Raw genomic sequence first — 22,239 nt, forward strand, 5'->3', positions numbered from 1 at the left:
CCCCCCGACAACCGGCCCGGCGACGCCGCCCGGCGCGGGGCCGGCGGACACCCGCCGTCGACGACGGCCTCCCCCGCACCGCCCACCGGACTCCCGGCCACCGCCGCCGCTGCGCCGCCACCTCGTCGCTCCGGACCCGCGCCGTCGATCAGTACACGAGCGCGGCCGGGAGCCGGGAGGACGACGCTCATGCGCTGATCGACAGGGCTACGGCGGTGCTCACCGCGCGAGGCGGCTCGGGAGCGGCGTCCCCTACGCACGGCAGCGCCGGGCCCGGGGCCGCCGGCTCGTCTCAGGTGATGTCCCGCCGCGCCCCGACGACGGCGGCCAGTGCGATCCCCGCGGCCGTCCAGACCGCCAGGACCAGCAGCCCGACCCAGCCGGGCGGCGGGGCGCTGACCCCGGCCAGGAACTCCAGGACGAACTGCGACTGCGCCCCCAGCCCGGCCGAACTCACGACCGGCTCCCAGATCGCGAGGTCACCGGCGTTGCCGGGCAGGAACGGCGTCAGCCGGGCGAACACCGACGGGTCGCCGAGCGAGGACCCGTCGCCCGCGCGCAGTGCCCCGGCGATCAGGTTCTCCCCGATGAGCAGGTAGCCGACGGTGAGCGCGATCGCCCCGGCCTGGTTGGTCACCAGGGTCCCGACGGCGACGCCGAGGACCCCCCACAGCGCGCACACCAGGATGCCGATCGCGCCCAGCCCGGCGAGCCGCCCGAGGTCGGGCAGCTGCTGGCCGCCGAGCGCCGCACCGCCGAGCAGCGGACCGACCACGACGAGGAACAGCGCGTACAGCCCGGCGACGACGGCAGCGATCAGCGCCTTGGCCGCGAGCACCTGGCCACGGGACCCGGTCAGGTAGGCCAGCGTGACGGTGCGGTGCCGGAAGTCGCCGGTGCCCAGCAGCGTCCCGAAGGCGCCGCCGACGATCGCGGTCATGGTCAGCGCCGACGCCAGCCCGGCGAGCATCAGGATCGACGAGGTCTCGGTGGCCTGCGGCACGAGCAGCTGCAGGATGCTGCCGAGCAGGCTCTGGGCCAGCGCGAGCAGCAGCACCGGCAGGAACAGCAGCCACCACACCCGGGTGGACAGGGTCTTGCGGACCTCGGCGGTCAGGACCGCGCGGAAGCGGTCGAGGCTCACGGTCGCCATCAGCGCTGCTCCTCCCCGGCGAGCAGGCGCAGGAACATCTGTTCCAGCCCGGCCCGCTCCTCGCTCATGCCGTACACGGCGACGCCCGCGGCGAGCGCCAGGTCCCCGACGCGGACCGCGTCGGCCCCGCCGACGGCCAGCACGCCGTCGTCGACGCGGTCGATCTCGGTGATCCCGTCCGTGGCGAGCGCCTCGGCCAGCCGGGCCGGGTCCGCGGCGCGCACGAGCACCCGCGAGCCGTGGCCGGCGCGCAGCTCGGCGACGGTGCCGTCGAACCGGCAGGCACCACGGTCGATGACGACCAGGCGCTGCGCGGTCAGCTCCATCTCGGCCAGCTGGTGGGAGGAGACGAGCACACTGCGCCCGGACGCGGCGAAGGCCTGCAGGAACGAGCGCAGCCAGGCGATGCCGTCGGGGTCGAGGCCGTTGCCCGGCTCGTCGAGCACGAGGATGCGCGGGTCGCCGAGCAGCGCGACGGCCAGGGCCAGGCGCTGGTTCATGCCGAGCGAGAACCCGCCCGCCGAGCGGTCCGCGGCGGCGGCCAGGCCGACCAGCGTGAGGACCTCGTCGACCCGCGAGTCGGGGACGCCGATCGCGGCGGCCGCGGCGCGCAGGTGCGCACGCGCGGTGCGCCGCGGGTGCACGCCCTGGACCTCCAGGACCGCGCCGACGACGCGGCCGGGCGAGGTCAGCGCGGAGAACGGGACGCCGTCGACGAGCGCGCGCCCGGTGCTGGGCACGACCAGGCCGAGGATCATCCGCAGCGTCGTCGTCTTGCCCGAGCCGTTGGGTCCGAGGAACCCGGTCACCGAGCCGGGCTCGACGGTGAACGACAGGTCGTGCACGGCCTCGACCGGGCCGAACCTCTTGCCCAGACCCTCGACGACGATCCGCCCGCTCCCGGCCGCCGTCGCCGGGTCCGTGGACGCGGTCTCCTGCACTCCGGCCTCCCGCCGTTCTCGCGTCGCGCCCCGGTTCGCACCGGGGCGTCGCCTGCCGGCCATCCTCGCCCAGCCCGGGATCCCGCCGGGAGGCGGCCCCGGCGCGGGACCGGCCCGACGGCGGCGGCCGGGACCACGACCGCTACGCGGTGGCGCGCACCGCCGCCTCGACCGCCGCGGCGAGGGTGTCCAGGTACGCGTCGTCGCACGCCGCCCCGGTGACCAGCACCCGGAACAGCAGCGGAGCGATCAGGAGGTCGACCGCGAGATCGACGTCCACCGACGGCGGGAGGTCCCCCCGCTCGACCGCCGCCCGCAGCATCTCCACGCCGACCTCCCGCCGGGGGCCGGCCACGTCCGCCTGCACCACCTCGGCGAGGGCCGGGGTGTGGCGGAGTTCGGCCAGCAGCGTCGGGACCACGTCCGCCACCACCGGGGCGGCCACCTGGTCACGCAGCTCCCCGAGCAGCTCCCGCAGGTCGCTGCGGAACGCGCCGGTCGACGGAGCGGGGGGCAACGTGTCGGCGACGGCCTGACGGACCAGGTCGGCCAGCATCTCCTGCTTCGACGACCAGCGGCGGTACAGCGCGGCCTTGCCCACCCCCGCACGCCGGGCGACGGCCTCCATCGACAGGCGGGCGTACCCGCACGCGGCCAGCTCGGCGAAGGTCGCGGACACGATCGCCTCGGTGACGCGGGGGCGCAGCACCGCTCCGCCGGTGGTGGCTCGTCGGACGGTCACACCCTCACCCTAGCGACCGACGGAACGCGTGCGTTCCGGCGACTGGTCGTCGACCGGCCACGTCGCCGACGGCACCCCGGCCGCGATCTCCTCCGTCGCGGTGGCGACCTCGTCGTGCGCCACCGCGACGACATCGGCCCCCTCGACCTGCGCCCGGCCTTCCCGCGCGCACCTGGGGTCCCGGGATCGGACCGATCCGGTCGGCACTGGCGCGAGACCGACGAAACGGACTTGAATGGCGTGCGTCACACGCTCAGCGACGAGCCCCGAGGAGCCACCCCGTGATCGACCCGACCAGCACCGTGTCCTCCCTGCTGCGCACCCACGCCACCGGGCGCCCGGACGACGAGGCCCTGCGCTTCGGCGACGTCCGCCGCACCTGGTCCGAGCTCGACGTCCGGGTGCGCAGGCTCGCGGCGGCCCTGCGCGCGGAGGGCATCGGCCCGGGCGACCGGGTCGCGGTGCTGGACCTCAACCACCCGTCGTGCCTGGAGCTGTCGCTGGCGTGCGCGTGGATCGGGGCGGCGAACGCGGTCGTGAACTTCCGGCTCGCCCCGCCGGAGATCGTCTACGTGATCGGCGACGCCCGGGCGCGGCTGCTGCTGGTCGGCCCGGAGTTCGCCGGGGCGGTCGGGCAGCTGCGGGAGAAGCTCACCGCGGTGGAGCGGGTGCTCCACGTGGGCGGGGACGCCGACGAGTACGAGGCGTTCCTCGCCGCGCACGAGCCGGACACCGACCCCTACGACGCCGGCCCCGGCGACTGCTTCGTACAGCTCTACACCTCGGGCACCACCGGGTTCCCGAAGGGCGCGATGCTCACCCACGGCGCGATGCTGGCGCACGCCGCGCACGTCGCCGCGGACTTCGAGCTGACGCCGACCGACGTCGTGCAGGTCGCGATGCCGCTGTTCCACGTCGGCGGGACCAGCTACGCCTTCCTCGCGCTCGCCCAGGGCGCGCGGATCGTGATGGCCCGGATGCCCGACCCGGCGGCGCTGCTGGACATGGTCGCCGCAGAGGGCATCACGCACACGTTCTGGGTGCCCGCGCTGATGGGCGCGATGACGCAGGTGCCGGGCGCGGCCGACCGCGACTACACGTCGCTGCGGGCCATCTCCTACGGCGCCTCGCCGATGCCGCTGCCGGTGATGCGGGCGTCGCTGGCGCTGTTCGGCCCGAAGCTGCACCAGGTCTACGGGATGACCGAGGCCTGCGGCGTGGTCAGCTCACTGGGCCCGGAGGACCACGGGGACCCGGCCGTCGAGCACCGGCTGGTGTCGGCGGGCAGGCCGATCACCGGCTGCACGATCGAGGTGCGCGACCCGGCGACGGGCGAGCGGCTCGGCACGGACGAGCCCGGGGAGATCTGGGTGCGGACCGACCAGCTGATGAGCGGCTACTGGGACAAGCCGGAGGCGACGGCGGCGGCGATCACCCCGGACGGATGGCTGCGGTCCGGCGACGGCGGCCACATCGACGCCGACGGCTACGTCTACGTCACCGACCGGATCAAGGACATGATCGTCTCGGGCGGCGAGAACGTGTACCCGGCCGAGATCGAGCGGGTGCTCGCCGAGCACCCGACCGTCGGCGACGTCGCCGTCATCGGAGTGCCCGACGACCGGTGGGGCGAGGTCCCGAAGGCCTGCGTGGTGGCTGCGCCGGGGGCGACCGTCGACCCCGAGGAGCTGCTCGTTCACGCGCGCGCCCACCTGGCGTCGTTCAAGTGTCCGAAGACCGTCGACGTCCTGCCGGAGCTCCCCCGCAACCCGACCGGCAAGATCCTCAAGAAGGATCTCCGGGCACCGTTCTGGGCGGGCCGGGAGCGCAGCACCGTCTGACGTGGCGCCGGTCTCATACTGAGACACGCCGAAACTTGACCGACTCAAGAAAAGCAGGCAGTCTCGCCGTCGTGTCGAACGCATCGGACTACGAGGGCATGCTGCGCGCGGCGTCGCTGCGCGTGACGCGTCCTCGCCTGGCCGTGCTGCAGGCGGTGCACTCCCACCAGCACGCGGACACGGAGTCGATCATCCGTGTCGTGCGGGAGGACCTCGGGGAGGTGTCCCACCAGGCCGTCTACGACGTCCTGCGTGCGCTGCACTCCTCCGGGCTGGTCCGCAGGATCCAGCCCACCGGTTCCGTCGCGCGGTACGAGGCGCGGGTCGGCGACAACCACCACCACGTGGTGTGCCGGTCCTGTGGCGCCATCGCCGACGTCGACTGCGCCGTCGGCGCCGCACCCTGTCTCACCGCCTCCGACGACAACGGCTTCGTGATCGACGAGGCCGAGGTCGTCTACTGGGGCCGGTGCCCCGACTGCTCATCCACTGATCCCGAGAGGATGTCCCGTGTCTGACGAGCACCCCACCGTCGAGAGCGAGATGAACCGCGAGCAGGACGGCGGTTGCCCCGTCGCCGCCGGCCGCATCGCGCACCCCACCGAGGGTGGCGGCAACCAGAGCTGGTGGCCGAACCAGCTCAACCTGAAGATCCTCCGCAAGCACGCTCCCGCCGCGGACCCGATGGACGAGGGCTTCGACTACGCGAAGGAGTTCGCGACCGTCGACCTGGACGAGCTCGCCCGCGACGTCGACGCCGTCATCACCACCTCGCAGGACTGGTGGCCCGCCGACCACGGCAGCTACGCCGGGTTCTTCATCCGGATGGCCTGGCACTCGGCCGGCACCTACCGGACCTACGACGGCCGCGGCGGCGCCGGCGCCGGCATGCAGCGCTTCGCCCCGCTGAACAGCTGGCCCGACAACGGCAACCTCGACAAGGCCCGCCGGCTGCTGTGGCCGGTCAAGCAGAAGTGGGGCCGCAAGGTCTCCTGGGCCGACCTGATGGTCTTCGCGGGCAACCGCGCCCACGAGATCTCCGGCTTCCCGATGTTCGGCTTCGCCGGCGGCCGCGCCGACGTGTGGGAGCCCGACGAGGACGTCTACTGGGGCTCGGAGAACGTCTGGCTGGGCAACGAGGCGCGCTACGGCGGCAGCAAGGACTTCGCCCACCGCGAGCTGGAGAAGCCGCTCGGCGCGTCGCACATGGGTCTGATCTACGTCAACCCGGAGGGCCCCGACGCCAGCGGTGACCCGATCGCCGCGGCCCGCGACATCCGCGAGACCTTCGGCCGGATGGCGATGAACGACGAGGAGACCGCCGCGCTGATCGTCGGCGGCCACACCCTCGGCAAGACCCACGGCGCCGCCAACCCGGACGAGAACGGCAACGTCGGCCCCGAGCCGGAGGCCGCCGACATCACCGAGCAGGGCCTGGGCTGGAAGCAGAACTTCCGGTCCGGCAAGGGCCGTGACGCCATCACCTCCGGGCTCGAGGTCATCTGGACCCGGACCCCGAACCGGTGGAGCCACGACTACCTCAAGCACCTCTACGCCTACGAGTGGGAGCTGACCGAGTCCCCGGCGGGTGCCAAGCAGTTCATCGCCAAGGACGCCCCGGAGATCATCCCCGACCCGGAGCCCGGCTACCCGAACCGCAAGCCGACGATGCTGGTCACCGACGTCGCGATGCGGGTCGACCCGTCCTACGGCGAGATCACCCGCCGCTGGCTGGACAACCCGTCCGAGTTCGAGGACACCTACCGTCGCGCCTGGTACAAGCTGACCCACCGCGACATGGGCCCGAAGGAGCGCTACATCGGCGCCTGGGTGCCGCAGGAGGAGCTCCTGTGGCAGGACCCGGTCCCGGCCGTCGACCACCCGCTGGTGGACGCCGACGACGTCGCGTCGATCAAGGCGAAGGTCCTCGAGTCCGGTCTGTCGGTCACCGACCTGGTCAAGACCGCCTGGGCCGCGGCCTCGTCGTTCCGCCAGTCCGACAAGCGCGGTGGCGCCAACGGCGGCCGCATCCGCCTGGAGCCGCAGCTGCAGTGGGAGGTCAACGACCCCGACACGCTGCGCCAGGTCGTCTCGACGCTGGAGTCGCTCCGGTCCGACGTCAACGGCTCGCTCACCGGCGGCAAGAAGATCTCCTTCGCGGACCTGGTCGTGCTGGCCGGTGCCGCCGCGGTGGAGAAGGCCGCCAAGGACGCCGGGCACGACATCACCGTCCCGTTCGTCCCGGGCCGCACCGACGCCACCCAGGAGAAGACCGACGTCGAGTCGTTCTCCTACCTGGAGCCCACCGCCGACGGCTTCCGCAACTACCGCGGCAAGGGCCACACCCTGCCCGGCGAGTTCCTGCTCGTCGACCGCGCGAACCTGCTCGGCGTCTCCGCCCCGGAGATGACCGTGCTGGTCGGCGGCCTGCGTGTGCTGGGCGCCAACACCGGCGGGTCGACGGCCGGCGTGTTCACCGACAAGGTCGGCACGCTGACCAACGACTTCTTCACCAACCTGCTGGGCTCCGACGTCCAGTGGCGTTCGGTCGCCGGTGACGACGACTCCTTCGAGGCCGTCGACGCCTCCGGGAACGTGAAGTGGACCGGCACCCGTGCCGACCTGGTCTTCGGGTCGAACTCCGAGCTGCGCGCCGTCGCCGAGGTCTACGCCTCCGACGACGCGAAGGAGAAGTTCGTCCGTGACTTCGTCGCCGCGTGGGACAAGGTCATGATGGCCGACCGCTACGACGTCTGATCGTCGCGTAGCAGCGCGTCACGACGCCCGGGCCGGGTCACCGGTCCGGGCGTCGTCGTGTCCGGGCCCTCGCCGCACACCTCCGTCGAGACGCAGCTGAAGGCTTGCGGCGCGCCCCCGCACGACCCTGAGTCGCCTATCGACGCTTTCCGGACGCCGAGATGCAGCTCAGCGGGCTGGGGAGATCCACAACTCCCGCTGAGCTGCATCTCGGCGTTCGACCCGCGGCCCGGCACCCCTGGCAGAGTGCCGGCGGCACGCACCGAGGCAGCGGGTCACCCCAGCCCGTCGAGCACTCCCGCGAGCCCCGAGGGCTCGGACAGCATCGGCCAGTGCCCCGTCGGGAGCGCGACGATCGTCCACTCCGGACCGCCCATCTCCGCGAACCCGGGTGCGCCCGCGTCGATCAGCTCCCGGACGTCGTCGGGAGCGAAGCTGCAGGCCACGACGGTCTTGGGCAGCGAGGGGTCGGGCGTCCCGCGACGCGCGCCGGTGAGCACCACCCCCGGCGGCTCGGCCACCGAGCGGGCACGGACGTCGTCGAACACGGCGTCCGGGACGCCGGCGGTGCTGCTGCCGGCGGCGTCGAGCTCGGCACGGGCCGGCATCGGCAGCGCGCCGTGCCCGGCGAGGGTCGCCCGGGTCGCGGCCTGCGCGTCGGGCGGGGTGAAGTCGATCTGTGCGACACCGTCGGGCAGCGGTCCGGTGTCGACGAACACGAGGTGCGCGAGCCGGCCCCGGGCGCGCTCGGCCACCGCGGCGCAGACGGGGCCTGCACCGCTGTGGGCGACCAGGACGACCGGGTCGCCCGCGTCCCCGAGTGCGGTGAGCACCTCGTCGACGCGGGTCTCCGCGGTCGCACCGGGATCGTGGCCGAGGTCGAGCGCGGCCACGTCGTGCCCGCGACCGCGTCCCACACCGTCGCGTCGATCCAGAAACCGGGGACCAGGAGGTAGCTCGTCATACCGCGAGCCTGGCGGCGGACGAGGACGGTTCCGGTCCTCGACCTACTTCTTCTGCTGCTGCGCCTTCAACCGCGCGGCCTCGCGCTGGCTCTCGGCGCGGGTGGCGCGCTCGCGCGCGAGCCACTCGGGCTCCTCGGACTTGATCGCGGCGATCTGCTCGGTGGTCAGCGGCTCGGTGATCCCGGCGCGGGCCAGCCCCGAGATCGACACCCCGAGCCGGTCCGCGACGACCGGGCGCGGGTGCGGCCCGGTGGTACGCAGCTCGCGCAGCCACTCCGGCGGGTCGGCCTGCAGGGCGTCGAGCTCGTCGCGCGAGACGACCCCCTCACGGAAGTCGGCCGGGGTGGCGTCGAGGAGCACGCCGAGCTTCTTCGCCGCGGTCGCGGGCTTCATCGTCTGTGCGGACCTCTGGCGCGTCATGTCACCAGGCTATGCGGCTAGCCTCGACCGGTGACCGCCACGTCCTTCCACCTCGGCTACGTCCCGGGCGTCACGCCCGGCAAGTGGACCCGGATGTGGGCCGAGCGCCGCCCCGGGGTCCCCCTGGAGCTGCACACGGTGACCGCCGCCGAGGCCGCGGACCTGGTCCGCGCGGGCACGGTGGACGCCGCCGTCGCCCGGCTGCCGATCGACCGGACCGGGCTGCACGCGATCCCGCTCTACACCGAGACCACCGTGGTGGTCGTCCCGAAGGAGCACGTGGTGACCGCGGCCGACGAGGTGACCGTCGCCGACCTGACCGACGAGATCGTCCTGCGCACCGGCGACGACACGCTCGACTGGCCCGACGGGCCGCCCGGCCGGGCCGCGGAGTACGCCCCGCCGACGACGGCCGAGGCGGTCGAGATCGTCGCCGCGGGGGTCGGGGTGCTGGTCGTCCCGCAGTCGCTGGCCCGGCTGCACCACCGCCGGGACCTCACCTACCGGCCGCTGGTCGACGCCCCGGGGTCCGGCGTCGCGCTGACCTGGCCGGACGCGGAGAACAGCGACCTCATGGAGGAGTTCATCGGGATCGTGCGCGGCCGCTCGGCGCACAGCACCCGGACCCGCCGCAGCGAGCCCCCGGCCGCGCCGGCACCGCGCCCCCCGTCGACGGCGGGGAGGCGGCGACCGGCCCGGCGTCGCCGCTAGGGCCCCGGACACGACGACGCCCCCGGTGCACGGGGCACCGGGGGCGTCGGACGTATGACGCGGAGGGGTCAGGCCGCGGTGGCGGCCGGCTTCTTCGAGAGCTTCTCGAGGCGGCGCGTGGTGGGCCAGCGGACCGCGGTCGCCCAGCCGAGCTTCTCGAAGCCCCGGATGACGACGGCCGAGATGTCGATCTGGCCCTTCTTCACACCGTGCCGGGCGCAGGTCGGGTCGGCGTGGTGCAGGTTGTGCCAGGACTCGCCGAAGGACAGGACCGCCAGCCACCAGACGTTGGCGGACTTGTCACGGGAGGCGAAGGGGCGCTCGCCCCAGATGTGGCAGATCGAGTTGATCGACCAGGTGACGTGGTGCAGCACCGCGACGCGAACCAGGCCGGCCCAGAAGAACGCGGTGAACGCGCCCCACCAGGACATGGTGACCAGGCCGCCGACGAGCGCCGGGCCCGCCAGGCTGAACACGACGATCAACGGGAACGCCTTCTCCACGCGCATCATGTCGCGGTCGGTGAGCAGGTCCGGGGCGAACCGCTTCATGTTCGTGAGGTCGCGGTTGAAGATCCAGCCCATGTGCGAGTGCCAGAAGCCCTTGACCAGCGCCTTCGCGCCGGTGCCGTAGAGCCACGGCGAGTGCGGGTCGCCCTCCTTGTCGGAGAACGCGTGGTGCCGGCGGTGGTCGCCGACCCAGTCGAGCACGCTGCCCTGCAGCGAGATGCTGCCGGCGATCGCCAGCGCGATCCGCAGCGGCCGGTTCGCCTTGAACGAGCCGTGGGTGAAGTAGCGGTGGAAACCGACCGTCACGCCCAGGCCGCTGACCAGGTAGAACACCACGAACAGCGCGACGTCGACCCATCCGAGGCCCCAGCCCCACGCGAGCGGGACGGCAGCGAACAGCGCGAGCGTCGGGAGGACGACGAACAGTCCGACCAGGAACATCGCGCCGGGCGGGCGCTGCCCGTCGACGATCGGCGCGGGCGTCCGCTTCGCGGACGTGCTGCGGGGGGGTGCGGCCTCGAGCGTCATGCGTCCCACTGTCGCGGAACCCGTACCCCGCGGGCAGTGCGGTTAACCCCCCTGTTGGGATTCGGGTTCCGCCCCGGTCCGGGCTTGACCGACGAGTAACTTGTGAGTACTGAACGGGGAGTGAAGCTCTCCACCGTCCTCCCCTACGGCGACGACCCGATCCGCAACGCGGACGCCGTCACCGACATGGAACGCGCCGGCCTCGACGTCGTCTGGGCCGCCGAGGCCTACTCCTTCGACGCCGTCTCCGTGCTCGGCTACCTCGCCGCACGCACCGAGCGGCTCGAGATCGGCTCGGCGATCCTGCCCATCTACTCGCGCACCCCGACCCTGACCGCGATGACCGCGGCCGGCCTCGACGCCCTGTCCGACGGCCGGTTCAGCCTCGGCCTCGGCGCATCCGGCCCGCAGGTCATCGAAGGCTTCCACGGCGTCGCCTACGACAAGCCGATCGGGCGCACCCGGGAGATCATCGAGATCTGCCGCAAGGTCTGGAAGCGGGAGGAGAAGCTCACCAACGACGGGCTCTACCCGATCCCGCTGCCCGGAGGAACCGGCCTCGGCAAACCGCTGAAGATCATCAACCACCCCAAGCGCGCCGACATCCCGATCTGGGTGGCCGCGCTGGGCGAGAAGAACCTGCAGATGACCGCCGAACTCGCGAACGGCTGGCTGCCGCACGTCGTGCTGCCGGAGAAGATCCAGGAGGTCTTCGGGCCCGCCCTCGAGGCCGGCTACGCCAAGCGCGCCCCCGAGCTGGGCCCCCTGCAGATCACCGGCGGCGGGATCGTCGCGCTCGAGGAGGAGTTCTTCGAACCGGCCCGCCAGGCCGCCCGCGGCCTCTACGCGCTCTACATCGGCGGCATGGGCGCGCGCGGCAAGAACTTCTACAACACCGTCTTCGCCAAGCAGGGCTACGCCGACGCGGCGAAGACCGTGCAGGACCTCTACCTGGACGGGAAGAAGGAGGAGGCCATGGCCGCGCTCCCGGACGACTTCATCGACAAGGTCACCCTGATCGGCTCCGAGGGCCACGTCCGCGAGCGGATCGCGGCGCTGCAGGAGAACGGGATCACCCACCTGCACGTGAACCCGATGACCGACGACGTGAACCACACGTTCGAGAAGCTCAAGACCTGGATGTCCTAGGTCCGGGCTTGCCGGGCCCGCGCGGGCGTGCTCATCTGGGTGACATGGTCGACAGCGCTGTTGGTCAGGACGTCGCCCCCGAGGAGTTCGACGCGGTCGTGGTCGGAGCCGGGTTCGCCGGGCTCTACATGCTGCACCGTCTGCGCGGGCTCGGGATGTCCGCCGTCGTGCTGGAACGCGCCGACGGCGTCGGCGGGACCTGGTACTGGAACCGCTACCCGGGCGCGCGGTGCGACTCGGAGAGCTACTACTACTGCTACTCCTTCGACTCCGCACTGGAGCAGGAGTGGACCTGGACCGAGCGCTACCCGCGCCAGCCGGAGATCAGGGCCTACCTCGACCACGTCGCCGACCGGTTCGACCTCCGCCGTGACATCCGGCTCTCGACCACCGTCACCGGGGCCCGCGCCGACGCCGACGGCCGGGGCTGGACCGTGTCCGTCGAGGACGGCCCCGACCTGCGCTGCCGGTTCCTCGTCACCGCGGTCGGCTGCCTGTCCGCGGCGAACGTGCCGGACCTGCCGGGCCTGGACGACTTCGCCGGGCGCTGGTTCCACACCGGCAGCTGGCCGCACGGCGGCGTCGACGTCGCCGGGCGGCGGGTCGGCGTCGTCGGCACCGGCTCGACCGGGATCCAGGCGATCCCGGTGCTGGCCGAGCAGGCCGCGCACCTGACCGTCTTCCAGCGCACCCCGAACTACTCGATCCCGGCCCGCAACGGCCCGCTGACCGAGGACGAGTCGCGCGCCTACAAGGCCGACTACGACCACATCCGCGAGATCCAGGCCGGATCCACCAACGGGCACCCGTTCACGATCGACGACCGCTCCGCCCTCGACGACCCCGACGACGAGCGCGAGCGCGTCTACCGGGCCGCCTGGGAGCGCGGCGGGCTGCGGTTCCGCGCGGCCTACCGGGACCTGCTCGCCGACGAGGCCGCCAACGCCACCGCCTCGGAGTTCATCCGCGACCGGATCCGGGAGGTCGTCGAGGACCCGGCCACCGCCGAGGCGCTGCTCCCGCACGACCACGGCTTCGCCACCAAGCGCCCGCCGATCGACACCCACTACTTCGAGACCTACAACCGCGACGACGTGACGCTCGTCGACGTCCGGGCCGACCCGGTCGAGGCCGTCGAGCCGGGTGGCCTGCGGCTGCGTTCGGGCGCGCTGCACGAGCTGGACGACCTGGTGTTCGCCACCGGCTTCGACGCGCTGACCGGTCCGCTGCTGCGGCTGGACCCGGTCGGCCCGGACGGCACCGCGCTGAGCGACGCCTGGCGCGAGGGCCCCCGGACCTACCTGGGACTGGCCGTGTCCGGCTTCCCGAACCTGTTCACCGTCACCGGGCCGTTCAGCCCGTCGGTGCTCACGAACATGCCGACCTCGATCGAGCAGCACGTCGACTGGATCGCCGGCTGCCTGGCACACCTGCGCGCGACCGGCCGGGACCGGATCGAGGCCGACCCGGCCGCCGAGCGCGACTGGGGCGAGCACAACCGGGCCGCCGCCGACGCGACACTGCTGCCGCGGGCCGCGTCGTCCTGGTACCTGGGCGCGAACGTGCCGGGCAAGCCGAGCGTGTTCATGCCCTACGCCGGCGGGTTCGCCCGCTACGCCGCGACCTGCGCCGACGTCGCCGCCGACGGCTACCGCGGGTTCCGGCTGTCCGGCCGCGGCCCGGCCGCGTGAGCACCACGTCACCCCCCGACGAGGGGACCTGCGGCATTGCGCCGTTCGGCCCAGTACCGGGGGGTCGCGTCACGGCTCGTAGGCAGGGCGTAGAGAATGTGTGACGTCATCCACGGTTCACGGCGCCCCGGGCAACCCCTGCCGGGGCACCCGCGACAGGACTCGCGACATGACGAGGAGCCCGACTTGCTGGAGCTCGCCATCCGGACCTCCGACGAGCCGATCTCCCCCGGTCAGTACCGGCACACGGCGACGCACGCCTGGTGGATGGGGACCTGCTTCGCCCGCGACGAGCTCTGCGTCCACTACAGCGAGCACCTGCTCCAGCAGTGGACCCCGCTCGACCCGGCCCAGGACTGGCTGCTCGACCGCGAGCTGACCGGCCGCGTGCACTGGCTGTCCGGCGACGGCGCCGCCGCGATCGAGGACGGCTTCGACATCGCCGACCAGTGGCCCACCGGCCGCTTCCGCGCCCCGCACGGCGACTTCTACGCCGCGCTCCACGGCCACCGGCCCGCCGCGAAGGTCGGCTCGTGGGCCAACCCCACCGAGGCGTTCCTCGCGGGCCTGCCCCGCGACCCGGCCGCGATGCTGGACCGGCTGATCGCCGACAGCCCGCCGGGCCGCGGCTACACCGGCCCGTTCCCCAGCGCGGTCGACGCGCTGCGGACCTGCCGGGTCCCCGCCGAACTGCGCGCGGTGCTCTACGCCGCGCTGCGCCGGATGCCGGCCGTCTCCCTCGGCGAGACCGACAACCTCGACGGCGAGCGGCACCCCACCCTCGTCCACGACGACGGGCCGGTCCGCACCGAGCTGCTGATCTCCCCCGTCGACGGGCAGTACGCCGGCGAGCGCGACACCGTCCGCCGCCCGGCCCGCGTCGGCCCGCCGGTCGGGACGGTCGTCGCCGAGACGGCGACGCAGACCGCGGTGGTCGGCGTCCTCGGGTCCCCGCCCGGCTTCTGAATCGTGCCGCTCGCCGTCCGCGTGCGGTCGATCACGAAACGATCACGAAGTGGGACCCGGCACACTGCCCGGTCTCGCGCCGAGGGGACTAACCTGGTAGCCGGTCGCGACAAATCGAGCAGCTATCAAGGCGGTTGACGCAGAGTGTCATCGAGCAGTACCTCCCATCAGGCGAGCGACTTCGGTCCGAACGAGTGGCTCGTCGAGGAGATGTACCAGCGCTTCCAGGAGGACCCGTCGGCCGTGGACCCGGCCTGGCACGAGTTCTTCGCCGACTACGGCAAGGACGGTGAGAAGGCCTCCTCGTCGTCCGTCGGGAACGAGGTGCCGGCCGACACCTCCGCCGGCAACGGGTCCGCCCCGGCGGCCTCCTCGGGTGGGGTCACCCGGGGCGCGGCCACCGAGGACGACCAGGGCAGCGGGAGCGGCACGGAGACCGGCGCGGCCGGCTCCGGCGACGCCCCGGCCCAGAAGGCCGTGACGAACGGCGGGAAGGCAGGCGGCAAGGGCACCGCCACCTCCCGCGACGTCCCGCCGCCGGTCACCCCGAAGGCCGAGCCGCCGCCCGCCGAGGAGCGCCTGCGCACCGCGAGCGCACCGGCCCCGGCGTCGTCGAACGGGACATCGGCCAAGCCCGCCGCGGGCAGCGGTTCCAAGGCCGCGAAGCCGGCGCAGGACGGGGGTGGCGCGACCACCACCCCGCTGCGCGGTGCCGCGAACGCCATCGCCAAGAACATGACGTCGTCGCTCACGCTGCCGACCGCGACCAGCGTCCGTGCGGTCCCGGCCAAGCTGCTGGCCGACAACCGCATCGTCATCAACAACCACCTCAAGCGGACCCGCGGCGGGAAGCTGTCGTTCACCCACCTGATCGGCTACGCGCTGGTCCGGGCGCTGACCGACTTCCCGAACATGAACCGGCACTTCGCCGAGACCGACGGCAAGCCCTCGGTCGCGACGCCGGAGCACGTGAACCTGGGCCTGGCGATGGACATGCCGGGCAAGGACGGCAGCCGCTCGCTGATCGTCGTGTCGATCAAGGGCTGCGAGAACATGTCGTTCGCGCAGTTCTGGCAGGCCTACGAGGGCATGGTCCGCAAGGCCCGTGACGGCAAGCTGACCGCCGACGACTTCGCGGGCACCACGATCAGCCTGACCAACCCCGGCACGCTGGGCACCAACCACTCGGTGCCGCGGCTGTCGGTGGGCCAGGGCGCGATCGTCGGCGTCGGCGCGATGGAGTACCCGGCCGCCTTCCAGGGCGCGTCGGAGGAGCGGCTCGTCGAGCTCGGCATCTCCAAGATCATCACGCTGACCTCGACCTACGACCACCGGATCATCCAGGGCGCCGAGTCCGGCGACTTCCTGCGCCGGATCCACCAGCTGCTCCTCGGCGAGGACGGCTTCTACGACGACATCTTCGCCTCGCTGCGGGTGCCGTACGAGCCGGTCCGCTGGGTGCAGGACTTCCCCGAGGGCGAGGTCGACAAGACCGCCCGCGTGCTGGAGCTGATCGAGTCCTACCGGACCCGTGGCCACCTGATGGCCGACACGGACCCGCTGAACTACCGCCAGCGCCGGCACCCCGATCTCGACGTCCTCAGCCACGGCCTGACCCTGTGGGACCTCGACCGCGACTTCGCGGTCGGCGGGTTCGGCGGGCAGAGCCACATGAAGCTGCGCGACGTGCTCGGCCTGCTGCGCAACTCCTACTGCCGCACCATCGGCACGGAGTACATGCACATCGCCGACCCCGAGCAGCGCAAGTGGCTCGAGGAACGCATCGAGGTCGCGCACGTCAAGCCGGACTCCTCGGAGCAGAAGTACATCCTGTCCCGGCTGAACGCGGCCGAGGCCTTCGAGACCTTCCTGCAGACCAAGTACGTCGGGCAGAAGCGGTTCTCGCTGGAGGGCGGCGAGACCGTCATCCCGCTGCTCGACGCCGTGCTGGACAAGGCCGCCGAGCGCGAGCTCGACGAGGTCGTCATCGGCATGCCGCACCGTGGCCGGCTCAACGTGCTGGCCAACATCGTCGGCAAGCCGATCAGCCAGATCTTCCGCGAGTTCGAGGGCAACCTCGACCCGGGCCAGGCGCACGGTTCCGGCGACGTGAAGTACCACCTCGGTGCCGAGGGCAAGTACTTCCGCATGTTCGGCGACGGCGAGACCGCGGTCTCGCTGACCGCGAACCCGTCGCACCTGGAGGCCGTGGACCCGGTGCTGGAGGGCATCGTCCGCGCGAAGCAGGACCTGCTCGACAAGGGCGACGGCGGCTTCACCGTGCTGCCGGTGCTGATGCACGGCGACGCGGCCTTCGCCGGTCAGGGCGTCGTGGCCGAGACGCTGAACCTCGCGCTGCTGCGCGGGTACCGCACCGGCGGGACCGTGCACGTCGTCGTCAACAACCAGGTCGGGTTCACCACCGCGCCGGAGCACTCGCGGTCCTCGCAGTACTGCACCGACGTCGCGAAGATGATCGGCGCGCCGGTCTTCCACGTGAACGGCGACGACCCGGAGGCCTGCGTCTGGGTCGCCAAGCTGGCCGTGGAGTACCGCCAGCGCTGGAACAACGACGTCGTGATCGACATGATCTGCTACCGGCGCCGGGGCCACAACGAGGGCGACGATCCCTCGATGACCCAGCCGTCGATGTACGACATCATCGACGCCAAGCGAAGCGTCCGGAAGATCTACACCGAGTCGCTGATCGGCCGTGGTGACATCACCATGGAGGAGGCCGAGCAGGCGCTCAAGGACTTCTCCAACCAGCTCGAGCACGTCTTCAACGAGGTGCGCGAGCTCGAGAAGACCCCGCCGGTGATCTCGCCGTCGATCGAGTCCGAGCAGCTCGTCCCGTCCGACCTCGACACCTCGGTCCCGCTCGAGGTCGTCCACCGGATCGGCGACGTGCACGCCAACCTCCCCGAGGGGTTCGCCGTGCACAAGCGGGTCGAGCCCGTGCTGCGCAAGCGCGAGAAGATGTCCCGCGAGGGCGACGTCGACTGGGCCTTCGCCGAGCTGCTCGCCATCGGCTCGCTGGCGATGGACGGCCGGCTGGTCCGGCTGTCCGGTCAGGACTCGCGTCGCGGCACCTTCGTGCAGCGGCACTCGGTCCTGATCGACCGGCACACCGGTGCGGAGTACTTCCCGCTGCGCAACCTGGCCGAGGGGCAGGGCCGGTTCCTGCCCTACGACTCGGCGCTCTCGGAGTTCGCCGCGGTCGGCTTCGAGTACGGCTACTCGGTCGCCAACTCCGACGCGCTCGTCATGTGGGAGGGCCAGTTCGGCGACTTCGTCAACGGCGCCCAGTCGATCATCGACGAGTTCATCTCCTCCGGCGAGGCAAAGTGGGGCCAGCTCTCCGACGTCGCGCTGCTGCTGCCGCACGGCCTGGAGGGCCAGGGCCCCGACCACAGCTCCGGGCGCATCGAGCGCTTCCTGCAGCTGTGCGCCGAGGGCTCGATGACCGTCGCGCTGCCGTCGGACCCGGCGAACTACTTCCACCTGCTGCGCCAGCACACCCTCGACGGGGTGCGCCGGCCGCTGGTGGTCTTCACGCCGAAGTGGATGCTGCGAGCCAAGCAGGTCGTCAGCCCGCTGTCCGACTTCACCGAGGGCCGGTTCCGCCCGGTCATCGACGACCCGGAGCACGCCGGCAAGGGCGACACCGTCTCCGGTGTGAAGCGGGTGCTGTTCTGCTCCGGCAAGATCTACTGGGAGCTGGCCGCGGCCCGCGACAAGCGCCGCAAGAACGGCGACACCACGGTGGACGAGGCCGCGCTGGTCCGCGTCGAGCGGCTCTACCCGATGCCGGCCGAGGAGATCGCCGCCGTCCTCGAGCGCTACCCCGAGGCCGCCGGTGACGTCCGCTGGGTCCAGGAGGAGCCGGCCAACCAGGGCTCGTGGCCGTACTACGGCCTGGAGCTGCCGCAGAAGCTGCCCCAGCTGCAGGGCAGCTTCACCCGGGTGTCCCGGCGCCGGATGGCGGCCCCGGCCGCCGGCTCGTCGAAGGTGCACGAGGTCGAGCAGGCCGAGCTGATCGACAAGGCGTTCGCCCGGTAACACCACGCACGACGACGGCCCGGTCGGGGATCTCCCCGGCCGGGCCGTCCGTGTCCCACGGGTCAGGAGCGGCGCAGCGCCCCGGCGACGACCGCGGCGCCGGTCACGACCGGCACGGCCCACTCCGCCACCCGGATCCGGCGGCGCAGCGCGGCGTCCGGGCCCTCCGGCGTCGCGGCGCGGCGGCCCAGCGCCCCGGCCCAGGCGCTCGCGGCGAGCGCGGCACCGGTCAGCGCCGTCCGGGTCGCCGCCGCGGCCGCGACCCCCGGCTCACGCCGCCGGACCGCGTCGCGCGCCAGCAGGCCCGCCCCGCCCAGCAGGTGCGCCGCCGTCGCGGCGGTGCCGATCCGGCCCCACCCGCCCCAGCCCGCGCCGGCGAGCCGTTCGCGCTCGGCCGGGTCGCCGACCGCGTCCAGTGCGCCGTTGAGGCCGGTGACGCCCATCAGCGAGCCGCCGAACCAGGCGGCCAGGCCGACGTCGTGCAGGGTGCGGGCCACGGGAGGGGTGAGTGCCATGAGAACTCCGGATCGGGGGACGGCGGGGCCGCGGGCGCGGCGGTCCGTCGACGCTACCGAGCGCTCCGCGGCGACGGCCCGTAGGTCAGGCGGCGCAGCAGCGTCTCGGCGGGCCCCCGCACGCCGGCCCGGTCGAGCCGGTAGGCGACGACGACGGTCAGCAGCCACACCCCGACCGCGACCAGCGACGCCGACCAGCCCGACAGGTGCGCGCCCAGCCCGAGGCCCCACGCGGCGAGCAGCGGCACGAACAGCAGCGACTGCGCCAGGTAGCCGCTCAGCGAGCGACGGCCGAGCGCGACCAGGGCCCGGACCGGCAGCGGTGCCGTCGGACGGGTTCCCAGCCGGTGCGCGACGAGGCCGAACACCGCCGCGTAGCCGAGCGCGGCGACGATCCCGGTGGCGATGTGCAGGCCGGCGAACGCACCCGGGTCCGGCAGCGCGACGACGCCGACGTGCACGAGGGCCTGGGCCAGCCCGGCCGACCAGCCGACGGCGATGCCGGCGACGGCCGTGCGGCGCAGCAGGGGCAGGTGCGCGCCCGGTTCCTCCAGCACGCGGTGCCGCGCGGCGAGCAGCCCGAGCAGCACCGCGGCGGGCATCACCAGCGTCACGAACGCCCCGGGGATCGCCGACACCCACAGCGCGAGCCGCAGCGGCAGCGTCGCGAACCAGTCCGGGGTGGCGAGGGCGAGCTGCTGCGCGGCGGACGTCGGCGTCGCGCCACCCGTGAACTGCGCCAGCACGCCCGTCACCGCGGGGACGGCCACGGCGAGACCGACCAGGACCCCGGCCCCGATCCGCAGGGTGCGGTCGCTGCGGTGCAGGAACAGCGGCACCAGCACCAGGCCCAGGACGCCGTAGGTGCCGAGGATGTCGCCCTGCCACAGCAGGGCCGCGTGCAGCAGGCCGAAGGCGAGCAGCCACCAGTGCCGGGTGCGCAGCAGCCGCCGCGCCTGCGCGTCGGTGCCGCCGCCGGCGATCCGGCGGGCGTGGAGCTGCCCGATGCCGTAGGCGAACAGGAACCCGAACAGCGTCCAGGCGCGGCCGTCGACGGCGGTGATGGTCACGACCTGGGCGATCCGGTCGGCGGGTCCGCCGTCCGCGGCGTGGAGCAGCGTGGCCCCCAGCTCGGAGGTGTAGGCGAACCAGGGCGCGTGGGCCAGTGCGATCAGCAGCAGCATCGCGCCCCGGGCGAGGTCGGGGGCGAGCGCGCGGTCGCTCACCGGGGTCGGGGCGACGGTCGCGGCGGGCGGCGCGGTGGACATGGGATCTCCTCACGGGGCGGTGGGAGACCCATCGGAAACGATGCCGTCGCGTCCGGGTCAAGCGGCGGCCGCCGTATCCTCGCCGGCATGTACTTCACCGACCGCGGCATCGAGGAGCTCGTCGACCGGCGCGGCGACGAGCAGGTCAGCGTCGAGTGGCTGGCCGACCGGCTCCGCGCCTTCGTCGACGCGAACCCGCAGTTCGAGACCGCCGTCGAGCGGCTGTCGAGCTTCCTCGCGCGCGACGACGCCGACGACGAGTAGCCCCGTGACCACAACGACCACAGGGCACGCAGCGACCACTACGTGGGCTGTGTCCGCAAGCGGGACCGGGGCCGGGCCCCGGACCTAGCGTTGCTCCTCGACACATCCGTCGAGGAGGAGCACCGATGCTCATCGTTCTCGGGTCCGCGATGATCGCGGTCTTCATGTACCTGATCCTGGCGAAGCGGCTCGCGCCGACGCTGGCGCTGGTACTCGTCCCCCTGACCTTCGCCCTCGTGGCGACCGGCACCGGCCTGTCCGAGCCGGGTGAGGACGGCGTCGTCGACTCGATCTCGTCGGCGTTCTCCGACTTCGCGCCGACGGCCGTGCTGCTGTTCTTCGCGATCATCTTCTTCGGCACGATGATCGACGTCGGGCTGTTCGACCCGCTCATCCGCTTCGTGCTGCGCACGGTGGACAACGACCCGGTGCGCCTGGTCGTGCTGACCGCGGTGCTCGCCGGTGTCGTCTCCCTCGACGGCGACGGCTCGACCACCTTCATCATCACGGTGTCCGCGCTGCTGCCGATCTACCTGCGGCTCGGGCTGAGCCCGGTGGTGCTGACCGTCGTCGCCAACCTCGCGAACGGCGTGCTCAACATCCTGCCCTGGGGCGGCCCCACGATCCGCGCCGCGACGGTGCTGAACGTGTCGCCCTCGGAGCTGTTCAACCCGATGGTCCCGGGCATGGTGGCCGGCATCGCCACCGTGCTGCTGCTGGCCTGGCAGCTGGGCCGTTCCGAGCGCAAGCGGCTGCTGGTCTCGGGCCGCACGCTGTCGGTCGTCGCCGACGAGATGGTGGCGGTGCGCGAGCCCGCCCTGGTCGGCGGGGGCACCGCCACCGACGGCCCGGCCACCGGTTCGGGCGGAGGCCCCGCCGACGGAGCCGACGCCGGGGGCGCGCTGGAGGGCACGCTGGACCCGAACCGTCCGACGTTGCGGCCGAAGCTGATCTGGTTCAACCTCGGGCTCACCGTCGCGCTGCTGGTGCTGCTGGGCATGGACGTCCTGCCGCTGTCGCTGGTGTTCGTCGCGGCCGCCGCGATCGCCCTGGTCGTGAACTTCCCGAAGCCCGAGGACCAGCTCCGGGCGGTGACCTCGCACGCCACCTCGATCGTCGGCGTCGTGTCCATGGTGTTCGCCGCCGCGGTCCTGGTCGGGGTCCTGTCGGGCACCGGCATGGTGACGGCGATGGCGAACGGGATCGTCTCGGCCGTACCGCCGTCGGTCGGCTCCTGGTTCGCGGTGATCACCGGTGTGCTGAGCATGCCGCTGACGTTCTTCCTCACCAACGACGCGTTCTACTTCGGCATCCTGCCCATCCTCACCGAGGCCGCGGGCCACTACGGCATCGCCCCGGTGGAGATGGCCCGCGCCTCGATCATCGGCCAGCCGGTGCACATGACCAGCCCGCTGGTCCCGGCGCTGCTGCTGCTCGTCTCGCTCGCGAAGGTCGACCTGGCCGACCACCACCGCAGGGTGATCTGGCGGGCCGCGCTCTGCTCGCTGGTGATGCTCGGGGTCGCGCTGCTGCTGGGCGTCGTCCCGCTGGGCTGACCGCCCGCCCACCATCCGGTGCCGCCCACGCGGTACGCCGGGGAGGGGCGGACGGCTACCACCGGCCCCGGACCCCCGGCACGACCGTCGAGATGCAGCTCGGGGCTGCCCGCCACCCGCGGGGCGGCCCCGGGCTGCATCTCGGCGTATCCGGCCCGCGGCCGGGCCGGGCCGGGCCGGACGGGTGCGGCGTGCGGGGCG

General features: G+C 73.0%; 18 protein-coding genes. 10 read left to right on the forward strand and 8 right to left on the reverse strand.

The features are described 5' to 3' along the window. Positions 1-292: 292 nt before the first annotated feature. The 3 genes from MTO91_RS21395 to MTO91_RS21405 all read right to left on the reverse strand — a co-directional run bounded on the left by MTO91_RS21395 (position 293) and on the right by MTO91_RS21405 (position 2,836). Positions 293-1,153 carry an ABC transporter permease gene (locus MTO91_RS21395; protein WP_179761921.1) on the reverse strand — a complete coding sequence of 287 codons (861 nt, stop codon included), beginning with the start codon at positions 1,151-1,153 and terminating at the stop codon, positions 293-295. After that, the gene (locus MTO91_RS21400; RefSeq protein ID WP_226369656.1) at positions 1,153-2,094 is read right to left on the reverse strand and encodes an ATP-binding cassette domain-containing protein; all 942 of its coding nucleotides are present in this window, start codon (positions 2,092-2,094) and stop codon (positions 1,153-1,155) included. The genes MTO91_RS21395 and MTO91_RS21400 overlap by 1 nt, the downstream gene beginning before the upstream one ends. Positions 2,095-2,236: 142 nt before the next feature. Beyond that, a complete protein-coding gene (locus MTO91_RS21405; RefSeq protein WP_405415307.1) occupies positions 2,237-2,836 on the reverse strand; it encodes a TetR/AcrR family transcriptional regulator in 600 nt (199 codons plus the stop codon). 281 nt (positions 2,837-3,117) lie between these two features. Between MTO91_RS21405 and MTO91_RS21410 the strand changes: the two genes are divergently transcribed. The 3 genes from MTO91_RS21410 to katG all read left to right on the forward strand — a co-directional run bounded on the left by MTO91_RS21410 (position 3,118) and on the right by katG (position 7,434). Further along, complete coding sequence (locus MTO91_RS21410; RefSeq protein WP_179761918.1) at positions 3,118-4,677, forward strand: long-chain-fatty-acid--CoA ligase; 1,560 nt, start codon at positions 3,118-3,120, stop codon at positions 4,675-4,677. Positions 4,678-4,775: 98 nt separating this feature from the next. Continuing rightward, positions 4,776-5,195 (forward strand): Fur family transcriptional regulator, encoded by a 420-nt coding sequence (locus tag MTO91_RS21415; protein ID WP_218913547.1) that lies wholly within the window; start codon positions 4,776-4,778, stop codon positions 5,193-5,195. A gap of 25 nt (positions 5,196-5,220) precedes the next feature. Then, positions 5,221-7,434 (forward strand): catalase/peroxidase HPI, encoded by a 2,214-nt coding sequence (gene katG, locus MTO91_RS21420; protein ID WP_179763037.1) that lies wholly within the window; start codon positions 5,221-5,223, stop codon positions 7,432-7,434. A 275-nt stretch (positions 7,435-7,709) separates the two neighbouring features. Here the strand turns inward: katG and MTO91_RS21425 are convergent, their stop codons facing one another. Next, the gene (locus tag MTO91_RS21425; RefSeq protein WP_476652506.1) at positions 7,710-8,351 is read right to left on the reverse strand and encodes an alpha/beta fold hydrolase; all 642 of its coding nucleotides are present in this window, start codon (positions 8,349-8,351) and stop codon (positions 7,710-7,712) included. Between the two features lie 90 nt (positions 8,352-8,441). Then, on the reverse strand, positions 8,442-8,819 hold the full coding sequence (locus tag MTO91_RS21430) for a DUF5997 family protein (protein ID WP_062397456.1): 378 nt from the start codon (positions 8,817-8,819) through the stop codon (positions 8,442-8,444). Between the two features lie 30 nt (positions 8,820-8,849). Between MTO91_RS21430 and MTO91_RS21435 the strand changes: the two genes are divergently transcribed. After that, complete coding sequence (locus MTO91_RS21435) at positions 8,850-9,530, forward strand: LysR substrate-binding domain-containing protein (RefSeq protein ID WP_405415302.1); 681 nt, start codon at positions 8,850-8,852, stop codon at positions 9,528-9,530. A 68-nt stretch (positions 9,531-9,598) separates the two neighbouring features. Here MTO91_RS21435 and MTO91_RS21440 read toward each other — a convergent pair whose 3' ends face one another. Further along, entirely contained in the window at positions 9,599-10,567 is a 969-nt protein-coding gene (locus MTO91_RS21440) for an acyl-CoA desaturase (protein WP_073578549.1), read from the reverse strand. A gap of 120 nt (positions 10,568-10,687) precedes the next feature. Between MTO91_RS21440 and MTO91_RS21445 the strand changes: the two genes are divergently transcribed. From MTO91_RS21445 to MTO91_RS21460, 4 genes are all read left to right on the forward strand, one after another. Further along, complete coding sequence (locus MTO91_RS21445; RefSeq protein ID WP_179761914.1) at positions 10,688-11,716, forward strand: LLM class F420-dependent oxidoreductase; 1,029 nt, start codon at positions 10,688-10,690, stop codon at positions 11,714-11,716. 44 nt (positions 11,717-11,760) lie between these two features. Further along, entirely contained in the window at positions 11,761-13,407 is a 1,647-nt protein-coding gene (locus MTO91_RS21450; protein ID WP_405415298.1) for a flavin-containing monooxygenase, read from the forward strand. 186 nt (positions 13,408-13,593) lie between these two features. Then, positions 13,594-14,373: a hypothetical protein gene (locus MTO91_RS21455; protein ID WP_062397463.1), complete on the forward strand. Its 780-nt coding sequence runs from the start codon at positions 13,594-13,596 to the stop codon at positions 14,371-14,373. A 144-nt stretch (positions 14,374-14,517) separates the two neighbouring features. After that, on the forward strand, positions 14,518-18,435 hold the full coding sequence (locus tag MTO91_RS21460) for a multifunctional oxoglutarate decarboxylase/oxoglutarate dehydrogenase thiamine pyrophosphate-binding subunit/dihydrolipoyllysine-residue succinyltransferase subunit (protein WP_476652508.1): 3,918 nt from the start codon (positions 14,518-14,520) through the stop codon (positions 18,433-18,435). 62 nt (positions 18,436-18,497) lie between these two features. On the opposite strand, the gene MTO91_RS21465 is transcribed toward MTO91_RS21460, so the two are convergent. After that, on the reverse strand, positions 18,498-18,950 hold the full coding sequence (locus MTO91_RS21465; RefSeq protein WP_224401521.1) for a hypothetical protein: 453 nt from the start codon (positions 18,948-18,950) through the stop codon (positions 18,498-18,500). Between the two features lie 53 nt (positions 18,951-19,003). Continuing rightward, positions 19,004-20,218 carry a DUF418 domain-containing protein gene (locus MTO91_RS21470; RefSeq protein ID WP_476652510.1) on the reverse strand — a complete coding sequence of 405 codons (1,215 nt, stop codon included), beginning with the start codon at positions 20,216-20,218 and terminating at the stop codon, positions 19,004-19,006. Between the two features lie 87 nt (positions 20,219-20,305). Here MTO91_RS21470 and MTO91_RS21475 point away from each other — a divergent pair, with 87 nt between their 5' ends. Together MTO91_RS21475 and MTO91_RS21480 are read left to right on the forward strand one after the other, a co-directional pair. Next, positions 20,306-20,482 (forward strand): DUF6104 family protein, encoded by a 177-nt coding sequence (locus MTO91_RS21475; RefSeq protein WP_020623156.1) that lies wholly within the window; start codon positions 20,306-20,308, stop codon positions 20,480-20,482. A 125-nt stretch (positions 20,483-20,607) separates the two neighbouring features. Then, positions 20,608-22,038, forward strand: coding sequence for a CitMHS family transporter (locus MTO91_RS21480; RefSeq protein ID WP_476652512.1), 1,431 nt, complete (start codon positions 20,608-20,610; stop codon positions 22,036-22,038). Positions 22,039-22,239 lie beyond the last annotated feature (201 nt).

This window comes from Pseudonocardia sp. 2-7 (assembly GCF_056341085.1).